The sequence below is a fragment of the Nocardia aurantia genome (assembly GCF_009604425.1).
GTDB lineage: Bacteria > Actinomycetota > Actinomycetes > Mycobacteriales > Mycobacteriaceae > Nocardia > Nocardia aurantia.
The window spans coordinates 86,393-104,495 of record NZ_WEGI01000010.1; the positions used below are offsets into that span (position 1 = coordinate 86,393).

16 protein-coding genes and 1 pseudogene are annotated in these 18,103 nt (G+C 70.2%); 10 read left to right on the forward strand and 7 right to left on the reverse strand.

Annotation, left to right across the window (positions count from 1 at the left end; all coding sequences use genetic code 11):
- Positions 1 to 15: 15 nt before the first annotated feature.
- From NRB56_RS22615 to NRB56_RS22625, 3 genes are all read right to left on the reverse strand, one after another.
- A complete protein-coding gene (locus NRB56_RS22615) occupies positions 16 to 768 on the reverse strand; it encodes a YebC/PmpR family DNA-binding transcriptional regulator (protein ID WP_153345429.1) in 753 nt (250 codons plus the stop codon).
- Positions 769 to 848: 80 nt separating this feature from the next.
- On the reverse strand, positions 849 to 1,466 hold the full coding sequence (gene pdxT, locus NRB56_RS22620) for a pyridoxal 5'-phosphate synthase glutaminase subunit PdxT (protein WP_319943365.1): 618 nt from the start codon (positions 1,464 to 1,466) through the stop codon (positions 849 to 851).
- Positions 1,467 to 1,531: 65 nt separating this feature from the next.
- Entirely contained in the window at positions 1,532 to 2,353 is an 822-nt protein-coding gene (locus NRB56_RS22625; RefSeq protein WP_153345442.1) for an acyl-CoA thioesterase, read from the reverse strand.
- A gap of 85 nt (positions 2,354 to 2,438) precedes the next feature.
- On the opposite strand from NRB56_RS22625, the gene NRB56_RS22630 reads away from it, so the two are divergent.
- Positions 2,439 to 3,056 carry a nucleoside/nucleotide kinase family protein gene (locus tag NRB56_RS22630; RefSeq protein WP_319943366.1) on the forward strand — a complete coding sequence of 206 codons (618 nt, stop codon included), beginning with the start codon at positions 2,439 to 2,441 and terminating at the stop codon, positions 3,054 to 3,056.
- A 32-nt stretch (positions 3,057 to 3,088) separates the two neighbouring features.
- On the opposite strand, the gene NRB56_RS22635 is transcribed toward NRB56_RS22630, so the two are convergent.
- From NRB56_RS22635 to NRB56_RS22645, 3 genes are all read right to left on the reverse strand, one after another.
- Positions 3,089 to 4,561 (reverse strand): alpha/beta hydrolase, encoded by a 1,473-nt coding sequence (locus tag NRB56_RS22635; protein WP_194290961.1) that lies wholly within the window; start codon positions 4,559 to 4,561, stop codon positions 3,089 to 3,091.
- An 83-nt stretch (positions 4,562 to 4,644) separates the two neighbouring features.
- A complete protein-coding gene (locus NRB56_RS22640) occupies positions 4,645 to 6,012 on the reverse strand; it encodes a DUF2254 domain-containing protein (RefSeq protein WP_319943367.1) in 1,368 nt (455 codons plus the stop codon).
- A gap of 415 nt (positions 6,013 to 6,427) precedes the next feature.
- Positions 6,428 to 7,699, reverse strand: coding sequence for a phosphatase PAP2 family protein (locus NRB56_RS22645; RefSeq protein WP_194290948.1), 1,272 nt, complete (start codon positions 7,697 to 7,699; stop codon positions 6,428 to 6,430).
- 111 nt (positions 7,700 to 7,810) lie between these two features.
- Here NRB56_RS22645 and NRB56_RS22650 point away from each other — a divergent pair, with 111 nt between their 5' ends.
- The 5 genes from NRB56_RS22650 (at position 7,811) to ruvB (ending at position 11,807) form a co-directional block, all read left to right on the forward strand.
- Complete coding sequence (locus NRB56_RS22650) at positions 7,811 to 8,485, forward strand: TetR/AcrR family transcriptional regulator (protein WP_194290949.1); 675 nt, start codon at positions 7,811 to 7,813, stop codon at positions 8,483 to 8,485.
- Between the two features lie 389 nt (positions 8,486 to 8,874).
- On the forward strand, positions 8,875 to 9,387 hold the full coding sequence (locus NRB56_RS22655) for an O-acetyl-ADP-ribose deacetylase (protein WP_153345448.1): 513 nt from the start codon (positions 8,875 to 8,877) through the stop codon (positions 9,385 to 9,387).
- Between the two features lie 129 nt (positions 9,388 to 9,516).
- Positions 9,517 to 10,086, forward strand: coding sequence for a crossover junction endodeoxyribonuclease RuvC (gene ruvC, locus NRB56_RS22660; protein ID WP_319943368.1), 570 nt, complete (start codon positions 9,517 to 9,519; stop codon positions 10,084 to 10,086).
- Positions 10,083 to 10,688: a Holliday junction branch migration protein RuvA gene (gene ruvA, locus NRB56_RS22665; protein ID WP_319943369.1), complete on the forward strand. Its 606-nt coding sequence runs from the start codon at positions 10,083 to 10,085 to the stop codon at positions 10,686 to 10,688. The genes ruvC and ruvA overlap by 4 nt, the downstream gene beginning before the upstream one ends.
- Positions 10,689 to 10,718: 30 nt before the next feature.
- Positions 10,719 to 11,807: a Holliday junction branch migration DNA helicase RuvB gene (gene ruvB, locus NRB56_RS22670; protein WP_153345923.1), complete on the forward strand. Its 1,089-nt coding sequence runs from the start codon at positions 10,719 to 10,721 to the stop codon at positions 11,805 to 11,807.
- A gap of 216 nt (positions 11,808 to 12,023) precedes the next feature.
- Here ruvB and NRB56_RS22675 read toward each other — a convergent pair whose 3' ends face one another.
- Positions 12,024 to 12,563 carry a DivIVA domain-containing protein gene (locus NRB56_RS22675; RefSeq protein WP_319943370.1) on the reverse strand — a complete coding sequence of 180 codons (540 nt, stop codon included), beginning with the start codon at positions 12,561 to 12,563 and terminating at the stop codon, positions 12,024 to 12,026.
- Positions 12,564 to 12,692: 129 nt separating this feature from the next.
- Between NRB56_RS22675 and NRB56_RS22680 the strand changes: the two genes are divergently transcribed.
- The 4 genes and pseudogenes from NRB56_RS22680 to secF all read left to right on the forward strand — a co-directional run bounded on the left by NRB56_RS22680 (position 12,693) and on the right by secF (position 18,103).
- Positions 12,693 to 14,204, forward strand: a complete 1,512-nt coding sequence (locus NRB56_RS22680; RefSeq protein ID WP_319943371.1) for a flavin-containing monooxygenase — start codon at positions 12,693 to 12,695, stop codon at positions 14,202 to 14,204.
- Positions 14,205 to 14,368: 164 nt separating this feature from the next.
- A pseudogene (gene yajC / locus NRB56_RS22685) lies at positions 14,369 to 14,594 on the forward strand (preprotein translocase subunit YajC); the annotation flags it as partial.
- A gap of 414 nt (positions 14,595 to 15,008) precedes the next feature.
- The gene (gene secD / locus NRB56_RS22690; protein ID WP_319943372.1) at positions 15,009 to 16,913 is read left to right on the forward strand and encodes a protein translocase subunit SecD; all 1,905 of its coding nucleotides are present in this window, start codon (positions 15,009 to 15,011) and stop codon (positions 16,911 to 16,913) included.
- A complete protein-coding gene (gene secF, locus NRB56_RS22695; protein ID WP_153345456.1) occupies positions 16,913 to 18,103 on the forward strand; it encodes a protein translocase subunit SecF in 1,191 nt (396 codons plus the stop codon). Before secD ends, secF begins: the two co-directional genes overlap by 1 nt.

Genomic DNA, 18,103 nt, shown 5'->3' on the forward strand with positions numbered 1-18,103 from the left:
AGAAACCCGGGCGGACTACGCGTCGAGCTCCGCCAGAATCTCGTCGGACACATCGACGTTCGTGTACACGTTCTGCACGTCGTCGCAGTCTTCCAGGGCATCGACGAGTTTGAACACCTTGCGGGCCAGCTCGGCGTCGGCGGTGACCGAGACCGAGGGCTGGAAGCCGGATTCGGCGGAGTCGTAGTCGATTCCGGCGTCCTGCAGTGCGGTGCGCACGGCGATCAGATCGCTGGGGTCGGAGATGATCTCGAACTCCTCGCCGAGATCGTTGACCTCCTCGGCGCCGGCGTCGAGGACCGCGCCGAGCACATCGTCCTCGGAGAGACCGTTCTTCTCCAGGGTGACGACGCCCTTGCGGCCGAACAGGTACGACACCGAACCAGGGTCGGCCATGTTGCCGCCGTTGCGGGTGACCGCCACGCGAACCTCGCCGGCGGCGCGGTTGCGGTTGTCGGTGAGGCATTCGACCAGCACCGCCACGCCGCCGGGGCCGTAGCCCTCGTACATGATGGTCTGCCAGTCGGCGCCGCCGGCTTCCTCGCCGCCGCCGCGCTTGCGGGCGCGCTCGATGTTGTCCAGCGGCACCGAGCTCTTGCGCGCCTTCTGGATGGCGTCGTACAGCGTCGGGTTTCCTCCAGGATCACCACCGCCAGTACGGGCCGCGACCTCGATGTTCTTGATCAGCTTGGCGAAGAGCTTGCCGCGCTTGGCATCGATGCCGGCCTTCTTGTGCTTGGTGGTGGCCCATTTGGAGTGGCCGCTCATTCCCTACTTCCTCACGTCGGTTGCTCGAAGTCCGGGCAGACAACTGTGCCAGTCTACTGTCCCGGCCGGATGGGGCGGTGCTACCGGGGCGCGCCGACCCCGCCCCGGACGATCGAATCCACGAACAGGCGGTGGAACCGCAGGTCACCGGTCACCTCGGGATGGAACGAGGTGGCCAGCACGGCGCCCTGCCGCACCGCCACGATACGGCCCGCGAACGGGCCGTCCGGCACGCGGGCCAGGACCTCGACGCCCTCGCCGGCCCGCTCCACCCAGGGCGCCCGGATGAACACGGCCCGGACGGGCCCGTCGTCGAATGCGGTGACGTCCAGATCGGTCTCGAAGGAGTCGACCTGGCGGCCGAAGGCGTTGCGCCGCACCGTCATATCGATGCCCTCCAGGGTCCGCATGTCGGGCCGGGTGTCGAGCACCTCGGTGGCCAGCATGATCATGCCCGCGCATGAGCCGAAGGCGGGCATGCCGGCGCGCAGCCGCTGCCGCAGCGGTTCCAGCAGTTCGAACACCTGCAGCAGTTTGCTGATGGTGGTCGACTCGCCGCCGGGCAGCACGATGCCGTCGATCTTCGCCAGTTCGGCGGCCCGGCGCACGGTCACCGCCTGCGCGCCGCATTCGGCCAGCGCGTGGAAATGCTCGCGCACATCGCCCTGCAGGCCGAGCACGCCGATCGTCGGTGTCACGAAAACAGGATACGAGCAGGCTGTGCCCGCCTTTTCCGCGCCCGTCGGCTGTGCTCCCGGTCACATCAGAGTTCGCGCCGGTACCGGATCATGCCCTCCTGGACCACGGAGGCGACCAGTTCGCCGTTCTGTGTGAAGATGCGACCGCCGGTGAGGCCGCGGCCCCAGCCCGCGGAGGGGGAGAACTGGTCGTACAGCAGCCATTCGTCCGCGCGGAACGGGCGCAGGAACCACATGGCGTGATCCAGCGAGGCGGTCTGGGTGTGCGCGTCCGGGTGCGGCACAAGCGAACTGCTCAGCAGCGACATGTCGCTCATGTACGCGAGGGTGCAGACGTGGAACAGCGGGTCGTTGGGCAGCGGGTGCCGGTAACGGAACCAGATCTGTTGCTGCGCGGCGAGACTGGAGTGGTGCGACACCTCCGCGGCCGGGATGGACCGGATGTCCCAGTGCTCCCATTCCCGCATCCGCCACGCGCGCTCCTCGCTCCAGCCCGCGCTGTCCTCCGAAATATCTTGCGGCCCGGGAACATTCGGCATCGTGTCCTGATGGTTCGGCCCCTCGTCGCCGACGTGGAAGGAGGCCGACATGGTGAAGATCGCCTCGCCGTTCTGCACGCCGGTGACGCGGCGGGTGCTGAACGAGCGGCCGTCGCGGATGCGTTCGACGAGGAAGACGGTGCGTTCGGCGGGGTTGCCGGGCCGGAGGAAGTACCCGTGCAGGGAGTGCACCTCGAAGCGGGGTTCGACGGTCCGGACCGCGGAGACCAGCGCCTGCCCGGCAACCTGTCCGCCGAAGGTTCGGGGCAACTGGGTCGCGACCGACGCGCCGCGGAAGATGTCCCGCTCCAGGCGCTCGATCTCCAACGCCTCCTCGATCGTGGCCATGTCTCGTCCTTCCCTTGCCGGTCCGGCTCACGCCCTTGCCGGTCCGGCTCACGCTACGGCACGGCGAATCGGACATGATGGATCGGTGCCCGAGTTCATCGCCATCACCGCCGACGCCCTCCTCGACCTGGTCACCGAGCGCGCGGCCGTCCGGACCGGCCACGCCGTGGTGGCGATCGAGGGCGCCGACGCGGCCGATCCGGTGGTCTTCGCGGGCGGGATCGCGGACCGGTTGCGCGCCCGCGGCCGGGCCGCCGCGGTGGTGTCGCTGCACGATTTCGTCCGGCCCGCCTCCCTGCGTTACGAGTTCGGCCGCGACGAGATGTCCTACCGGACAGCCTGGTTCGATTACGCCGGACTGGATCGGGAAGTGCTGCAAGCACTCCGGCGAGACGACCGCTGGCTGCCCGCGCTCTGGGACGAGCGCACCGACCGCTCAGCCCGCGCGAGAACCGTTGCGGCGAACGGCGATACGGTGCTCCTAGTGGCCGGGCCGATGCTGCTTGGCCGGGGCCTGGATTTCGATCTGACGGTCGAACTCCGGTTGTCCGAGGGGGCGCTGCGCCGCGCGGCGGATCCGGCGACCGCCTTCACCGTCGAGGCGTTGCTGCGGCATCGGCGCGAGGCCGCGGCCGAGCCGGACATCCTGGTGGCCTGGGACCACCGGGACCGGCCCGCGGCGCGAATCCGGCAGTCGCACTGAGCCGCCCGGTGCGGCGCGGCCGCACCCACGAGTCACTGCGTCACGGGGACCGGCAGGCCGACGCGGGCCGTCACCCACGGCAGTGACGAGCGGAACGCCGCGGAGGCGAACTGCCAGGTGTGGCCGCCCTCGGTGGTGTGGATCGTGCACTCGATGCCGACCTGGTGCCCGGTCTCGCACAGCTTCTCGGCCGCCCCGACCTCGCCGGTGTCCATGACGCCGTCCTGGCCGCCGAAGCCCACCTGATCCTCGGACACCTTCGGCATCCGGAAGTCCGGCGTCTTGCCGTCGGTGGTCTTGCCGTCGGTCATCCGCTTGGGCGGGGTCAGATCGTCGAACAGGCCGGCGACCCCCGTGTACGGGCCGTGCTTCTGCATCACGGTCACCGGATCGAAGGCATCCCAGGCGGCGGCGTCGCCGCCGAACAGCCGCTTGACGGTCTGCTCCTTGTTGCCCGACACCGGGCCGATGTCCCCGGCGATGTCGACGAAGGTGTGGAACAGTTCCGGATGCATGACGGTCAGGTCGATCGCGCAGGTGCCGCCCATCGACCAGCCGATCACCGCCCAGTTGGCCGGGTCGGCGGACGCGCCGAACTTCTGTTCCACGTACGACGGGACGTCCTTGGTGAGGTGGTCGGCGGCGTCGCCGCGCGGCCCGTTGACGCATTCGGTGTCGTTGTTGAACGACCCGCTGGAGTCGATGAACACCATGATCGGCGCCTGCCCGTTGTTGGCGGCGGTGAACTTGTCGATATCGGGCATGATCTGGCCGCTGCGCAACCAGTCCCCAGGGGTGTTGAACTCGCCGGCGATCATCATCACGACCGGCAGTTTCGGCGGATTCGGGCCGGCGAACCAGGCCGGCGGCAGATAGACGTCCTCGGTACGATGCGGGAAGTGACTACCGCTGGTGGGGATGTCCACCGGCACCACGACACCGGTCTTCGGGTTCGTGTCACGCATGCCGGCGAGCGCGTCGAGCGCGGTCTGATGCGGCAGCGGGCCGGCGGTCACGGCGTTCCAGGCCGACTGCACGCTCGGGTAGTAGCCCACCCACTGGTTGAGGACGACGGCCGCGCTGGCCGCCGTCACCGGCACCGCCAGGATGGCGACGACCCGGTACCACCAGCGGGCGCGCGGCCAGCCGAGCACGGCGATCGCGATCGCGGCGGCGGTGGCGCCCACACACACCCACAGCAGCGGCGGCGCCGGATCGGAGGCCAGCCCCTGTTCGTTCATGTAGTAGAGGCCAGCCAGGCCCGCCGCCACGGCGATCACCAGGGCGATCGGCACGCGGATCAGCCACCATTGCCGGCTCGGCCGCACGATCGCGATGATCAACAGCGCGAGCGCGACCAGTTCGATGGTCAGCGGGAGCCAGCCGTGCAGCAGCGACAGCCCGCGGTGGAAACCTCCGTAGGGGTGGAGGTTCGCCGACGGAAGCTGTGGGGGCGGGGGCGGGGCGACGCTCGTGGTGGGCAGCGGCGTCGTCGGTACGTCCATCGGCGCTAGAAACACGATCGTAATCCTCGATCCTTTTCTTGAACGCCGGCTGTGAATCCGCTCCGAGTCCGGTGGATCGCCCCCTATCCGAGCGCGATCGTGGCGGATTCGGCGTTCGTTCCGTCCGGCGTGTCGCCGAGTCCGGATGAGGCGGCGGCGTGGAACATCCGGCAACGCCGCCGGACGTCGGCGCGGTCGGCGGGTTCGGGGATGGTGTCGTCGATCTGCCGTTCGATCATGGCGGCCTGGTCGAGCAGCACCCGGCGGCGCCCGGGATCGGTGGTGCTGTCGGAGATCCGGGTCAGCGCGTCGAGCAGCCGGATCATCACGGCGGTGTCGCCGCGGCCGGCCTGGCGGATCTTCTCGAACGCGCGCTGCACCAGTCGTTCGTAGCTGACCTGAGAGGCGATCACCCGGATCCGCCCGAGCCGATCCCGCCGCACGGGTACCGGATCCCAGGCGACCGCGATCCGGGACAGGCAGTCACCGAGCCAGTCGATGCAGGCCAGTGCGGTGAAGATGTCGTTGGTCGAGGAGCCCAGGGCGCGCAGGGCGATCTCCACCAGCTGGTCGATGCCGAACGAGATGTCCTGCACCAGACTGCGTGTCGACCCGGTGACGTGCCCGCGGGCGAAGTTCTCGGCGATCCGGTCGGCCGCGTCGGCCGGCCACACCGTGGCCACCACCTGTCCCTCGGTGAGGAAATGGCCGGGACGGTAGGGCAGATGGACGACGGCGTCGGCGGCCGCCGCCAGCCGGACCAGTCGCTCGTAGCGGATGTACTGCAGATAACCGCTGCTGGTCGTCCGCACCACGCCGCCGGATTCGTCGAGCAGGGTGAGCAGTTCGGCGGTCGACGGGCCCTGCGCGGCGGTGGTGGGGGACAGGTCCCGGTTGGCGTCCACGGCCAGGTTGACGTCGCGGGCGATGTCGGCGATCACGTTCGGCAGCTGGATCTGCATCGCGATGTGGTTGATGAAATAGATCAGCACCGCCAGATCCAGCACCATCGAGGCGATCGACACGGTGACGCCGATGTGCGGCACGAAGTCCGGCCCGAGCACCACCAGCACGGCGATGGCGTAGACGAAGGTCGCGACGAAGGTTCCCAGGGTTAGCTGGGTGCCGCGATCGCGGATGAAGTTGCGCAGCATGCGCGGACCGAACTGGGTGGAGGCCAGCGTCAGCGCCACGATGGTGATCGAGAAGACCACGCCGACCACGGTGATGATCGCGGCCGCGATCGCGGTGAGCACCTGCCGGGCCGCGTCCGGCGTGCCGCCGATAACCCAGGGCGGAATCTGGAAGGCGCCGTTCGCGGCCGCGCGATCGAGGGTGAGCGTGACCGCGAAGATCAGCATGGCGACCAGCACCACGAGGGTCGGCACGAACCAGAGATTCGTGCGCAGGCGCTCCCGCCAGCGGTCCGTCTCCCACCAGATGCCGCGCACGGCCGTCTCCCTTCGACGCGCCGGTCGGAGGTGGGCACGTCGGCGAGAAATCTACCGGGGTATGGCGCCGATTTCCGCACGAAGACGGACCGGTCGGTCGGCCTTGCCGGGGGTTCGCTTTCCGTGGCAGGGCCTCCGGCTGCCACTGTTCTTCCCGATCGTGGTGCCCGGGCGCCACTGTCCTCCCGATCGTGGTGCCTGGGTGCCACTGTTCTTCCCGATCGTGGTGCTCGGGTGTCGCGTCTTCCTGATCGTGGTGCCCGGTGTCGCGCGGGCGCGCTGTCATCCGTTCGATCGCGTGGCGAGGGTGCGGCGCGCGGTCGGGGTGCGGTTCGAGATCTTCGACGACCAGGCAGCCTTGCGGGTCGGCGAGATCGGCGCACGCGGCGCGACCGGCATGCCGGTCACGGGTCGGTTACGCGGATTTTCGCTGAGGTTCCGCGCCCAGCGGCGGCACCATCACCGCCCCGGCCGCGCGCAGCCCCGTGGCGAGGGCGGTCAGCGCGGGGATCGCGATGGGATGCCGAGCGGCCGCGAGGACCGTCGGCGCGGGCCGCCCGCTCGCGGGGAGCCCGCCGGGGAGGTCGGCCGGATGTCGCGTGGTGCGCGAAGCCGAGGCGGGGCGTCCGGGGGCCGCAGCGGCCGTTGTGGCGCGGCCGGTGGTGGCGGCGGCCGGGGCAGGGTGCCCGGTGGCGGCGGCCGGGGCAGGGTGCCCGGTGGGGACGGCGGCCGGGGCAGGGCGGCCGGTGGTTGCGGCCGGGACAGGGCGGCCGGTGGCGACGGCGTACGCGATACCTTCAGGTGCGGAATGTCCTTGTGGCACAGCATATGTGCCGTGGGCCGGGGCGAGGTATCTGCTGGGGACGGCGGTCGCGGGCCTCGCGGTGGGTTGTTCCACGGGCAGCTGTGCACCCACGCGAGCCGGCAGCGCGCGCAACCGGACGGTTGTCGCGTCGAACCAGCGCAGGTACGGGGTGGCGGCCCAGCCCGCCAGCAGGATCAGGGCGGTTCCGGCGATGCCGTCCAGCAGGTAGTGGTTGGCGGTGCCGACGACCACCAGCACGATCAGGACCGGGTAGGCCGCGCCCAGGGCCCGGACCCACCGGTGCCGGGCGTGCCGGAAGACCAGCAGCCCGCACCACACCGCCCAGCCGACGTGCAGGCTGGGCATCGCGGCGAATTCGTTGGTGATCGAGCCGAATCCGCGCGGCGCGCTGGCGTCGTCGTCCCACCAGCCGGCCGCGGCGTGCTCGGACATCACGTCGACGTATCCGCCGCCGGTCAGCAGTCGCGGCGGCGCGGTCGGGAAGAACACGAATCCGGCCAGCCCGGCGACGGTGGCCAGCGCGAGCTGGGTGCGGCCGCGCCGGTAGGCGGGCCGATGCGCCCGCCACAGCCAGATCAGCACGGCCGCGGTCACCACGTAGTGCAGGGTGGCGTAGGCGTAGTCGGCCGGAATACCGAGCCAGGCCCGGTCGGCGACCAGGTTGTTCAGCCAGTGCTCGGGCCGCAGACCCAGCCGGTCCTCGACGCGCTGCACGACCTGCCCGTTCCGGTCGGCCACGTCCTGACCGCCCCGGACCAGGAACCGGGTGCCGTCGTAGGCGATGTAGAGCGACAGCAGCAGGGCGATCTCACCGAGATGCGCCCGATATCGAGACAGGGAGGACCGGATGGGCTCGATCATTCCGCTGACCTCCGCTTCGCGGTTGGCGTACGATGTACCGTACGCAGTACGGACCAACATACCAGCAGACTGTTCACCGAATCGCAACCATCCCGTTCCCAGGAGCACGGAGTGACCCCAGCCGCATCCCGCCGCCGAGCGACGCGCAACACGCTCAGCGCCGACCGGATCGTCGACGCGGCGCTGCACCTGCTCGACACCACCACGGCGGAGGAACTGTCCATGCGCACGCTCGCCGCGGAGCTCGGCGTGGGCACGATGACCCTCTACACGTACTTCCGCGGTAAGGACGAGATCCTGCAGGCCGCCCGCGATCGGGTGCTCGACAGCTTCCATCCGCCCGCGGTCGAGGGCGACTGGGAGGAACAGGTCCGCGCGTGCTGCACCGCGCTGTACGGCCTGCTGGTCGAGCGGCCCGCGGTCATGCGGGTACTGGCCACCGGGATGCACGGCGACGACGAGTTCGCCGATACCGCCACGGCCGCACTGGAATTCATCGTCCGGCAGCTGCGGGGCGCGGGTCTGGACCGGGAATGCACCGCGCGCGGCTACGTGGTGTTGCTGCAGTACACCTTCGGTGCGGCGCTGGGCCGGGTACGGGCCGCGGCGCACGAACCCGGCGAAATGCCCCGGCTCTCGCCGCAGGCCCATCCGATGATCGCCGATCTCGCGCCGGAACTGATCCGGGTCCGGTCCTGCGGTGTCGACCAGTACCTCTTCGGCCTGAACCTGCTGCTCACCGGCTTGCGCGAATCGGCCGCGGCCGAAACGCGTTCCGAGAAGTGACGCTACTGTCGTCGTGGCACCGGTTCGTGCGAATCGGCGACGGCCGCAACGGGTTCCGAGAAGTGACGCTACTGTCGGCGGAGCACTGGTTTGTGTGAATCGGCGACGGCCGCAACGGGTTGCGAGAGGTGACGCTACTGTCGTCGTGGCACCGGTTCGTGCGAATCGGCGACGGCCGCAACGGGTTCCGAGGGGCGGCCCGACCGTCGGCGTCGCACCGGCGTGCGAACCGGTCGGGTTCGCAACGGTTCCGGGAGGTGTGGCCCGGCCGACCGGTCGACGGCAGACGGGACCTCCGGTCGCTCCTTCCGTCTCGGCCGTACGCCGATGGGCGACTCATGAGGCCGGGTGCGCGCGGTCGCACGCTCGCGCGGTGCGAGAATCGCCGTATGCCGGAACTGGTGCTGGTGCATGGGGACATCACCGAACAGCAGGTGGATGCCGTGGTCAACGCGGCGAATTCGGGGTTGCTCGGTGGGGGCGGGGTGGACGGTGCGATCCACCGCCGGGGTGGGCCCGAAATCCTCGCCGCCTGCCGGGAATTGCGCGCGACCGATCTCCGGGACGGCCTGCCGACGGGCCGCGCGGTGGCCACCACCGCCGGAAAGCTGCCCGCGCGCTGGGTGATTCACACCGTCGGGCCGGTGTGGTCGGCGCGCGAGGACCGGTCGGCGCTGCTGGCCTCCTGCTATCGCGAATCCCTGCGCGTCGCGGACGAATTGGGGGCGCGGACGGTCGCTTTCCCGGCGATCTCGACCGGGGTCTACGGCTGGCCGATCGACGACGGCGCCCGGATCGCGATCGAGACCGTGCGGGACGCCGGAACCGACGTCGCCGAGGTGCGTTTCGTGCTGTTCACCCCGGATGCCCACGACGCCTTCGCTTCCCGGCTGCGAGCCTGACGCCGCACCTCGGGTGGTCGCGATGTGCGGGTGCGGAGGGGCCGCCGGGATCCGTGTCGATGGTCCGGACGGCCCGCCGCCTCCGCTAGACTTCGAACAACTGTTCGCGAACTCGACAGGGGTGCTTACGTGCGGGTGATGGGTGTCGACCCCGGGCTCACCCGGTGCGGCGTGAGCATCGTCGACGGCGCGCTGGGACGGCAGGTCACCGCGGTCGCGGTCGACGTGATCCGCACACCGCCGGAAATGGCGCTGCCGCAACGGTTGTTGTTGGTCGCCGACGCGGCCGAGGAGTGGATGGACCGGCACCGGCCCGAGGCGGTCGCCATCGAGCGGGTGTTCTCCCAGCACAACGTGCGCACGGCGATGGCCACCGCACAGGCCGGCGGCGTCATCGCGCTCGCGGCGGCCCGCCGGGAGATCCCGGTCGCCTTCCACACCCCCAGCCAGGTGAAGGCCGCCGTCACCGGTAACGGCTCCGCGGACAAGGCCCAGGTGACCGCGATGGTGACGCGCATCCTAGGCTTGGCGACCGCGCCGAAACCCGCCGATGCGGCCGACGCGCTCGCACTGGCGATCTGCCACTGCTGGCGAGCGCCGATGCTGGATCGGATGGCCAAAGCCGAGGCCCAGGCCGCGGCGGCGCAGCGCAAATACCTGGAACGGGTGGACAAGCAACGGAAGGCGGTGCTGGGGTGATCGCGTCGGTACGCGGTGAGGTGCTCGAGATCGGGCTCGACCATGTGGTGCTCGAGGCCGCCGGCGTCGGCTACCGGCTCAACGCCACGCCCGCGACCCTGGCCGGTCTCACCCGCGGCGAGGAGGCGCGGCTCTGCACCGCGATGATCGTCCGCGAGGATTCGATGACGCTGTTCGGTTTCGCCGACACCGAGGCGCGCGACCTGTTCGGCCTGTTGCAGACAGTCTCCGGGGTCGGCCCCCGGCTGGCGATGGCGGTGCTGGCGGTGCTGGAGCCGGAGTCGTTGCGAAAGGCGTTGGCGGAGGGCAACATCGCGGCGCTGACCCGGGTGCCGGGGATCGGTAAGCGGGGCGCCGAGCGGATGGTGGTCGAACTGCGCGACAAGGTGAATCTCGTTCCGGTGCAATCGGGTCCGCCGGGCGCGGGTCCCGCGGCGGTGGTCACCCCGGTGCGCGATCAGGTGGTGGAGGCGCTCATCGGACTCGGATTCCCGGTGCGGCAGGCCGAACCGGCGGTCGACGCGGTCCTCACCGAGGATCCGGATCTGGGCACCTCGAAGGCGCTGCGGGCGGCCCTGGGCCTGCTGGGCAAGAATCGGTAGTCCGGCGTGACCACTTCCGACGATCCCGACCTGCCCGGCTACGACGACGACGCCGAATCTCCGGTCACCCCGGCCTATCTCAACTCCGACGGCGAGGTGGAGGCGGGGTTGCGCCCGAAGTCGCTGGACGACTTCATCGGCCAGCCCCGGGTCCGCGAGCAACTCGCGCTGGTGCTGCGCGGCGCGAAACTCCGTGGCGGAACCCCGGATCACGTGCTGCTGTCCGGCCCGCCCGGGCTCGGCAAGACCAGTATGGCGATGATCATCGCTGGGGAACTCGGCTCCGCCCTGCGGATCACGTCCGGCCCGGCGCTGGAGCGGGCCGGCGATCTGGCGGCCATGCTGAGCAATCTGGTCGAGGGCGACGTGCTGTTCATCGACGAGATCCATCGCATGGCGCGCCCGGCCGAGGAGATGCTGTATCTCGCGATGGAGGACTTCCGCGTCGACGTGGTGGTCGGCAAGGGGCCGGGGGCGACCTCGATCCCGCTGGAGATCGCGCCGTTCACCCTGGTCGGCGCGACCACCCGATCCGGCGCGCTGACCGGCCCGCTGCGCGACCGGTTCGGCTTCACCGGCCACATGGACTTCTACGAACCCGAGGAACTGCGGCACATCCTGTTGCGTTCGGCGCGCATCCTCGAGATCCGCATCGACACCGAGGCCGCCGCCGAGATCGCCGGCCGCTCCCGGGGCACGCCGCGCATCGCGAACCGGCTGCTGCGCCGGGTCCGCGACTACGCCGAGGTGCGCGCCGACGGCCGGGTCACCCGCGAGATCGCGGGGGCCGCGCTGGCCGTGTACGACGTGGACGGCCTCGGCCTGGACCGGCTCGACCGCGCGGTGCTCGGTGCCCTGGTGCGCAGTTTCGGCGGCGGACCGGTGGGCGTGTCGACGCTGGCCGTCGCGGTGGGGGAGGAGGCGACCACCGTCGAGGAGGTGTGCGAGCCGTTCCTGGTGCGCGCGGGCATGATCGCCCGCACTCCCCGCGGCCGGGTAGCGACCGCCGCCGCCTGGGAACACCTGGGCCTCGTCCCGCCGCCGGACCTCGTGTTCGGCTCGATCGAGGTCCGCGGCCGCGAACCACACCCCACCCTGGACCTGTTCGACGGGTCGTAGCGGGCCGACGCGCCCGCGTTCGGCCGGTCGCGTCATCGACCGCGCCGCCACCCGCTTCGGTGTCCACATCAATCTCGCCGGTCCGGGGCCGCCCGAGTCACAGGCAGCGCCGCGCCACCTCGGGTCGGGCAACGCGCTCACCGTGTCGTTGGAGTCACCGGCAGGTGCCGCGTCACCGGGCCGGGTAACGCGCTCACCTTGTCGACCCGGACCCGCTCACGCCACCGGCAGCGCCCGCGCCACGACCTCGAGGAACGCGTCCACCTCATCGATCCGGTACGCGGCCGTACCCGCGTGGGCCAGGCCGAAATTCACCGTGCGGACGTCGGTGCCGGTCAGCCCGCTGGGGCCGATGTGGGCCAGGGCGGCGGCGACCCGGTCGAGGAAGCTGTCGACCTCGTCGGCGGCGTAGCCGGCATGTCCGAACGGCGGACCGGAGAACTGGGTGCGCTGCACGTCCGCCGAGGTCAGCACCGTCCGCTCGTCCGCGGGCCGGATCGCGCCGCGTCGGGCGAATTCCAGTTCCGCACACGCCTGGTCGAGGAATTCGTCGACCTCGTCGCGGTCGTAGCCGCGATGACCCAGTGGCGCGGTCCGGAATTCGGCACCGCGGATCGCGGCGGCAGACAGACCGGCGTGCCCACCGAGTGCCCGGGCCACCGACTCCAGGAACGCGTCCACCTCGGCGGCGTCGTAGCCGCGATGCCCGATCGGCGCCCGGCCGAACCGCATCCGTCGCACTTCGTGGGGAGTCACCGGCCTATTGTCGCAACCGATCGGCCGGCTGAGCGCCGGCCGGGCCGGTTTCCGCATATTGCCGGTGCGCTCGGGGCAGAATAGTGTGTCATCCTGTAACGGATACTTCGAGTAGCGGGGAGGTTCGTCGTGGCACCTCAGTACGATGCGATCGTGGTCGGCGCCGGATTCGGCGGGATGGGCGCCGGCATCCAGCTGGACCGGCTCGGCCTGCGCGATTACCTGATCCTGGAACGGGAGAACGATCTCGGCGGGACCTGGCACGTCAACCGCTATCCCGGGCTGGCCGTGGACATCGCCTCGGTCACGTATTCCTATTCGTTCGAACCGAATCCGTACTGGTCGCGGCTGTTCGCGCCCGGCGTGGAGCTGAAGCGGTACGCGCGGCACGTCGCGGACAAGTACGGCCTGATCGGGCGAATGCGGTTCGGCCGCAACGTCTCCGGCGCGCGGTGGGACGAGGATCAGCAGCACTGGGTGGTCACGGTCGACGAACCGGCGCGGGGGAGCGCCGAAACCCTCACCGCCCGTTACCTGCTCACCGCGACCGGGTTCCTGTCCCAGCCCTACACCCCGCCGTTCCCGGGTATCGAATCCTTCCGTGGGCGGATCCTGCACACCACCGCGTGGGACGACGACCACGACCTGCGCGACCGCCGCGCGGCGATCATCGGCACCGGCGCCACGGCGGTACAGCTGGTGCCGGAGGTGGCCGGGCAGGCGGCGGCGCTGACGGTCTTCCAGCGCACCCCGATCTGGGTGGTGCCGAAGGTCGACACCGCGATTCCCGAGGCCGTGCAGCGGCTGTTCGCGCGCGCTCCGGTCACACAGAAGGCGGCCCGGCTGGTCAACACCGCGGCGCTGGAACTGCTCATGGTGACCGGCGTACTGCACTACAAGCAGGCCCGGCTCGGCAATCGCGCGGCGGCGCTGCTGGCGAAGGCGCACCTGCGCGCGCAGGTCCGCGACGCGGAGACCCGCCGCAAACTCACCCCGCACTACGACTTCGGCTGTAAGCGGCCCACCTTCTCCAACACCTACTTCCGGACCTTCAACGCGCCGCACGTGCGACTGGAGACGAACGCCATCGACCACCTGGAGGCGGACGGCATCGTCACCGCCGACGGGCGCAAGACGGAGATCGATACGCTGATCCTCGCCACCGGATTCAACCTCTGGGACGTCAACTTCCCGGCCTTCGAGATCATCGGCCGGGACGGGGTCAACCTCGGAAAGTTCTGGCGCGACAACCGTTTCCAGGCGTACGAGGGCATCACGGTCCCGCACTTCCCGAACTTCCTCTCGCTGAACAGCCCGTACTCGTACAGCGGCCTGTCGTATTTCACGACCATCGAGGCGCAGATGAAGCACATGGGCCGATTGTTCGGGGAGCTGTCCCGGCGCGGCGAGCGGGTGTTCGAGGTGACCGAGGCGGCCAACACCCGATTCCTCGACTACGTCACCGAGAAACTCGGCTCGTCGGTGTTCTACGCGGGCAGTTGCGCCACCGCGCGCAGCTACTACTTCAATCAGCACGGCGAGGCCGCGCTGTTGCGTCCGAACAGCACTGTGACGACGCATCGCGAGGCGGTGAGCTTTCCGCTCGACGATTACGCCTACGGCCGGATCGGTGTCCGATAGGCGCGAAACAACTGTTCCGAGTCGGACGAATCGGGTGCGAAGGCCCGGACCGCCGACAATTCTGCGAACTCCAGGCGTGCGAATGTGGCAGGACCCGTAGTTGCTGGCAGACTGTGGGGGTACGCACTCAGACCACCCCCACAGACTAGGGACCGACGACGACGATGGAACTGCTGTTTCCGCTGCTACTGGTAGCCCTGCTCGTGCCGATGTTTCTCGGCGTCCGCCGCCAGAAGCGCGAGGCGGAGAAGGTCAACACCTTGCAGGCGGGTCTGAAGGTCGGCGACCGCGTCACCACCACGTCGGGGCTGCTTGGCACCGTGGTCGAGGCCGACGACACCACGGTCGATCTGGAGATCGCCGAGGATGTCGTCACCACCTGGCTGCGCGCCGCGATCCGTGACGTCCGCACCGAGGACGCCGACGCGGCCGTGGTGACCGACGCCGACGAGCCCGTCGACGCCGAGCCGCTCGCGGCCACGGAGGCCGGCCTCGCCGGCGACACCGCCGTGGAGACGACCGACGGCACCGCGGTGGAGCCCGCCGCCGGCCGGGCGGAGTCCGCGAACGGCACCGCCGCGGCCGAGTCCGCGAACGGCACCGCCGCGGCGACCGACGGTACGACCACGACCAACGGCACCGGCGGGTCCGCCGAGGGCGCCGCGTCGGGCGACGCGGCCGAGGACCCCACCCGGCTGACCAAGGACTGATCCGCGACAGCGCCGGCGCACCCCTCCCGAGTGGTGCGACGGCGCTGTAGCGTGTCCGCACGTTCCACCGACGACCCGCCTAGGAGAAACGACTGTGCCACCTTCCAAGGGACAGGGGCATCCGCTGCGACTGATCGGCGTCTACGCGGCGCTCGTGGCGTTGATCTACGCGCTGATCTTCTTCACTGCGGACAACTCTCCGCAGGCCAAGCTCGGCATCGACCTGCAGGGCGGCACCCGCGTGACCCTGACCGCCCGCACCCCCGACGGCGGTAAGCCGAGCCAGGACAGCCTGAAGAAGGCCCAGCAGATCATCGAGTCGCGGGTCAACGGTCTCGGCGTCTCCGGGTCGGAGGTTCGGGTCGACGGCGACAATGTCGTGATCACGGTGCCCGGCGAGGACGGCCAGCAGGCCAAGTCGCTGGCCACCACCGCGAAGCTGTACGTCCGGCCGGTCCTGCAGTCCGGCGCCGCGCAGAAGAGCGCCGGCACCGCGCCGCAGCAGCAGACCCCGCCGCAGCAACCGGCCACCGAGGCGCCCGCTCCCGGTGCCGCCCCGCCGCTGGATCAGCCGGCGCCCGCGCCCGGCGAGCAGCCCGCGCCCGCCGCGGCCCCCGTTCCGGCTCCGCCCGCCGCGGCGCCCGCTCAGGCTCCGCAGGTCGCGGGACCGGCCGCCGACGCGCCGCCCACCGAGGCCGTGCCCGACGACAGCGCCGGCCCCGCGGCCCAGAATCGTGTCTTCCCCGCGCAGGCCCCCGAACCGGCCCCGGCTCCCGAGGAACCCGCTCCGGCGGCGAGCACCGCGCCCGCCGCCCCGGCTCCGACGTCCGGCGCCCCGGCCACTCCCGCCACGCCCGCGCCGGCCGGCGACCTGAACCCGCAGCAGCGCGCGCAGAAGGAGATCGCCGACGCGAAGACGCTGCGGCAGAGCACCGATCCGCAGATCCAGGCGCTGGCCATGCAGTCGCTGGACTGCACCAAGCCGGATCCGCTGGCAGGCAACGACGATCCGAACCTGCCGCTGGTCGCCTGCTCGACCGACGGCACCGGCGTGTACCTGCTCGACAAGAGCAAGCTCGACGGCCAGGAGATCGACGGCGCCACCGCGAACCTGAATCAGCAGTCGTCGCAGTGGGTGGTCGACGTGACCTTCAAGTCCGGCGGCGCCAAGACCTGGGGTCAGCTGACCTCGGACTACTACCAGAAGCAGCTGGCCTTCACCCTGGACTCGCAGGTGGTCAGCGCCCCGCAGGTGCAGGCGGCCGGTCAGGTCGGCGGCAACACCGAGATCTCCGGCAAGTTCACCCAGACCCAGGCCAAGGAACTGGCCAACACACTCAAGTACGGTTCGCTGCCGCTGTCGTTCGCGACCTCCGAGGCCGAGACGGTGTCGGCCACCCTGGGCCTGTCGTCGCTGCACGCGGGCCTGATCGCGGGCGGCATCGGCCTGATCGCCGTGCTGCTGTACTGCCTGGCCTACTACCGGATGCTCGGCTTCCTGGCCGGATTCTCGCTCGTCGCTTCGGGTTTCGCGGTGTACGGCATCATCGTGCTGCTGGGCCGGTGGATCCACTTCACGCTGGATCTCGCCGGTATCGCGGGTCTGATCATCGGTATCGGTATGACCGCCGACTCGTTCGTGGTGTTCTTCGAACGCATCAAGGACGAGATGCGCGAGGGCCGCAGCTTCCGCTCGGCGGTGCCGCGCGGCTGGGCCCGCGCGCAGCGCACCAACCTGTCGGGTAAGACGGTCAGCCTGATCGCCTCCGTGGTCCTCTACATCCTGGCCGCCGGACAGGTGAAGGGCTTCGCGTTCACCCTCGGCCTGACCACCGTCCTCGACGTGATCGTGCTCTATCTGGTCACCGCGCCGCTGATGATGATGGCCTCGCGGTCGCCGTTCTTCGCGAAGCCCTCGGTCAACGGTCTCGGCGCCGTGCAGCAGATCGGCCGCGAACGCAAGGCCGGCGCCCGCGTGCCGGCGGGGAAGGAAGCGTAATGAGCAACTCCACTCCGGTCCTCGACGACGCCGCGGTCGACGAGCCGATCGATGAGGGCCCGCATCACGGCTTCTTCGAGCGGCTCTACACCGGCACGGGTGGTTTCCGGATCGTCAGCCGGCGCCGGTTCTACTACGGGCTGGCGGCGGCGCTGCTGGTGATCTCGCTGCTGAGCATCGGCCTGCGCTGGTTCACCCTCGGCATCGACTTCGTCGGCGGCACCCGCATCCAGATGCCGACCAACGGCACGGTCACCACCTCGCAGGTGGAGGACGTGTACGCGCAGGCCATCGGGCACAAGCCGGTCGCCACCCAGCGCGTCGGCGCGGGATCGGCCGCGGCGATCGAGATCCGCTCCGACACCCTGACCGGCAACGATCCGCAGAAGGTGCAGGACGCGCTGTTCGAGGCCTTCCATCCGAAGGACTCGAGCGGCACGGTGAGCCGCAACACGATCAGCATCGCCGAGATCAGCTCCACCTGGGGTGGTGAGGTCACGCGGAAGGCGATCATCGCGCTGGTCGTGTTCGTGTTGCTGACCATGATCTACATCGCGATCCGGTTCGAGCGCGACATGGCCTTCGCCTCGATCGCCTCGCTGTTCTTCAACCTGGTCATCATCGCGGGCATCTATTCGCTGGTCGGATTCGAGGTCACCCCGGCGGCGGTGATCGGCCTGCTGACCATCCTCGGTTTCGTGCTGTACGACAACGTGGTTGTCTTCGACAAGGTCGAGGAGAACACCCGCGGCGTGCTGCATCTGAGTCGGCGCACCTACGGCGAGCAGGCGAATCTGGCCGCCAACCAGACGCTGATGCGGTCGATCAACACGACGATCATCGGCATCCTCCCGATCGTCGCGATGCTGGTGATCGCGGTGTGGCTGCTCGGCGTCGGCACGCTGAAGGATCTGGCGCTGGTGCAGCTGGTCGGCATGATCGTCGGCGCCTACACGTCGATCTTCTTCGCGGTGCCGCTGCTGGTGTCGATCAAGGAGCGGTACGGCCCGGTCGCCGCGCACACCAGGAAGGTGCTCTCGAAGCGGGCCGGGGTGGCCAACGCCCGGATCGGCGCCCTGGCCGCCGAGCGCGCCACCGCGGCCAGCGCCCGCAGCGCGAGCGCGGAGGCGCCCGCCGTGCCGAGACCGGGTGCCAGGCCCAGCGGGAAACGGACCAAGAGAAGGAACTGA